Here is a 3038-nt window from a genome sequence, read left to right as displayed (position 1 = left end):
GCCGGCACACCCCGAAGGCGCCGTCCGCGAGGCCGTCCGCGTCCTGATCGTCGACGACCACCCCGTCGTCCGGCGCGGGCTGCGCGCCATGGTCGACGAGCTCCCCGGCGTGGAGGCCGTCGGCGAGGCCGGCGACGGCGCCGAGGCCCTGCGGCTGCTCGACGCCGGCACCCGCCCCGACGTCGTCCTCATGGACCTCCAGATGGGCGCCGGAATGCACGGCGTCGAGGCCACCCGCCGCATCACCGCCCTGCCGGACCCGCCCGCCGTGCTCATCCTCACCACCTACAGCACCGACGCCGACATCCTGGCCGCCGTCGAGGCGGGGGCGACCGGCTACCTCCTCAAGGACGCCCCGCCCGAGGACGTCGCCGCGGCCGTCCAGGCCTCCGCCCGCGGCGAGACGGTCCTCGCCCCGCCCGTCGCCGCGCGCCTGCTCGGCCGCGTGCGGTCGGGCCGCCCCACGCTGTCGCCGCGCGAGACCGAGATCCTCGGCCTGCTCGCCGAGGGCCTGGCCAACAAGCAGATCTCGCGCCGCCTGTTCATCAGCGAGGCCACGGTCAAGACCCACCTCGTGCACATCTACGGCAAGCTCGGCGTCGACAGCCGCACGGCCGCCATCGCGGCGGGGCTGGCGGGAGGGCTCATCCGGTCCGTGTGACGGGGGCGGGCCGGGCCGCGGACGCGGGGTGCAAGAATCAGGGTCCCGTAGCTACACCGCACCGACCCAGGGAGCACCGCACATGGCACCGGCCGTCCCCACGACGATGGACCGACCGCACTTCATCGGCATCGGCGGCGCCGGCATGTCGGGCATCGCGAAGATCCTCGCCCAGCGCGGCGCGGCCGTCGCCGGCAGCGACGCCAAGGACTCCGCGACCGCCGAGGCCCTGCGCGCCCTGGGCGCCACGGTGCACATCGGGCACGCCGCCGGGCACCTGGCCGACGACGCCTCCTGCGTCGTCGTCTCCAGCGCCATCCGCGCCGACAACCCCGAGCTGGCCGCCGCCGCCGAGCGCGGCATCCCCGTCGTGCACCGCTCGGACGCCCTCGCGCGCCTGATGGACGGCCTGCGCCCGATCGCGGTCGCCGGCACCCACGGCAAGACGACCACGACGTCGATGCTCGCCGTCTCCCTCGACGCCCTGGGCCTCGACCCGTCGTACGCCATCGGCGGCGACCTGGACGCCCCCGGCTCCAACGCGCGCCACGGCGCCGGCGAGATCTTCGTGGCGGAGGCGGACGAGAGCGACCGCAGCTTCCACAAGTACGCGCCCGAGGTCGCGATCATCCTCAACGTGGAGCTGGACCACCACGCGAACTACGCGTCGATGGACGAGATCTACGAGTCGTTCGAGACCTTCGCCGGCCGGATCCGCCCGGGCGGCACGCTCGTGGTCGCCGCCGACCAGGCGGGCGCGCGCGAGCTCACCGAGCGCATCTCGGGCCGCCACGACATCGAGGTCGTCACCTACGGCGAGGCCGAGGACGCCGACGTGCGCGTCCTGAAGGTCACCCCGCGCGGCCTGACCAGCGAGGTCACCGTCCTGCTGGGCGGCAAGATGCTGACCTTCACGGTCTCCGTCCCCGGCCGTCACTACGCCCTCAACGCCGTCGCCGCCCTCGCGGCGGGCATCGCGCTCGGCATCCCCGCGCACAACCTGGCCTCGGCGCTCGGCAAGTACACCGGCGTCAAGCGCCGCCTGCAGCTCAAGGGCGAGGCCCGCGGCGTGCAGGTCATCGACTCCTACGCGCACCACCCGACCGAGATGAGCGCCGACCTGGAGGCCATCCGCGGCGCCGCCGCCGACGCCCGCCTCCTGGTCGTCTTCCAGCCGCACCTGTTCTCCCGCACCCAGGAGCTCGGCACGGAGATGGGCCAGGCCCTCGCCCTCGCCGACGCCTCGGTCGTCCTGGACATCTACCCGGCCCGCGAGGACCCGGTCCCGGGCGTCACCAGCGCCCTGATCATCGACGCCGCGACGGCCGCCGGCGCCGACGTGCGCGCCGAGCACGACATGGCGGCGATCCCGGACGTGGTCGCGGGAATGGCCCGCCCCGGAGACCTCGTTCTGACCATGGGCGCCGGTGACGTGACGGACCTCGGTCCGCGCATCCTGGCCCGCCTGGAGAGCTGACCGCACCGGCGGACAGCCGCGACCCCCCGGAAGGCGTGCGAGATGGCGTACGAGGTCGAGAAGACGGACGAGCAGTGGCGGGCGGAGCTCTCCCCCGCGGAGTACCAGGTGCTCCGCAGGGCCGGCACCGAGCCCGCCTTCCGGGGCGAGTACACCGACACGAAGACCGCGGGCGTCTACTCCTGCCGCGCCTGCGGCGCGGAGCTGTTCCGCTCCACCGAGAAGTTCGAGAGCCACTGCGGCTGGCCCAGCTTCTACGACCCGAAGGACTCGTCCGCGGTCGAGCTGATCGACGACCGTTCGCACGGCATGGCGCGCACCGAGGTCCGCTGCGCCCGCTGCGGCTCCCACCTCGGCCACGTCTTCGAGGGCGAGGGCTACCCCACCCCCACCGACCAGCGCTACTGCATCAACTCCATCGCCCTGCGCCTGGAGCCTGCGGAGGACTGAGACCGGGCAACGGGTGAGTCCGGCTCACTTGCGCGCGGCGAGGCCCTTCTTCAGGTCGTCGTAGTTCATGACGGGGAGCAGCTCGACATCGGCTTCCATCTCGAGCAGGAGCGACTCCAGGGTGGCGGGTATCTGCGACGGGTCCGCCAGGTCGAAGACGAGCGTGCAGGTGCGGCCGCCGTCCATGGGGCCGAAGTAGGCCGCTTCGGGCTTGGTGCGGTCCATCAGGTCCTGCACGAACTTCGCGAGGTTGCCGCTCTTGTAGGCCTCGTTCGAAGCGTGGGTGTCCAGCCGGGCCCTGAGCATCATGCGCATGGCTCATCGTCCCCTCGGGGCGACCCACCGCACCCGGCGCTCCGGCTCCGCGCTCACTGAGGCGCGGATGCGCCCACTCTCAGCGTCTCTCCGGCCCCGCCCCGCCGCAACGCAGGCGCGGCGGGGTCAGCCGCA

At 73.5% G+C, this 3038-nt stretch carries 4 protein-coding genes; 3 read left to right on the top strand and 1 reads right to left on the bottom strand.

Going from position 1 to position 3038, the window contains the following annotated elements; translation table 11 throughout:
- The first annotated feature begins 43 nt into the window (after window positions 1-43).
- From V7793_RS35750 to msrB, 3 genes are all read left to right on the top strand, one after another.
- Window positions 44-661: a response regulator transcription factor gene (locus V7793_RS35750; protein ID WP_336013845.1), complete on the top strand. Its 618-nt coding sequence runs from the start codon at window positions 44-46 to the stop codon at window positions 659-661.
- Window positions 662-743: 82 nt separating this feature from the next.
- Window positions 744-2138: a UDP-N-acetylmuramate--L-alanine ligase gene (gene murC, locus V7793_RS35745; protein ID WP_336013844.1), complete on the top strand. Its 1395-nt coding sequence runs from the start codon at window positions 744-746 to the stop codon at window positions 2136-2138.
- A gap of 42 nt (window positions 2139-2180) precedes the next feature.
- Entirely contained in the window at window positions 2181-2588 is a 408-nt protein-coding gene (msrB, locus tag V7793_RS35740; protein ID WP_336013843.1) for a peptide-methionine (R)-S-oxide reductase MsrB, read from the top strand.
- 24 nt (window positions 2589-2612) lie between these two features.
- Here msrB and V7793_RS35735 read toward each other — a convergent pair whose 3' ends face one another.
- Window positions 2613-2903: a hypothetical protein gene (locus V7793_RS35735; protein WP_336013842.1), complete on the bottom strand. Its 291-nt coding sequence runs from the start codon at window positions 2901-2903 to the stop codon at window positions 2613-2615.
- Window positions 2904-3038: the final 135 nt, after the last annotated feature.

Origin of the sequence: Streptomyces sp. KLMMK (genome assembly GCF_036961605.1) — a bacterium.
Classification (GTDB): domain Bacteria; phylum Actinomycetota; class Actinomycetes; order Streptomycetales; family Streptomycetaceae; genus Streptomyces; species Streptomyces telluris.
This window is presented reverse-complemented; position numbering and strand designations above follow the sequence as displayed.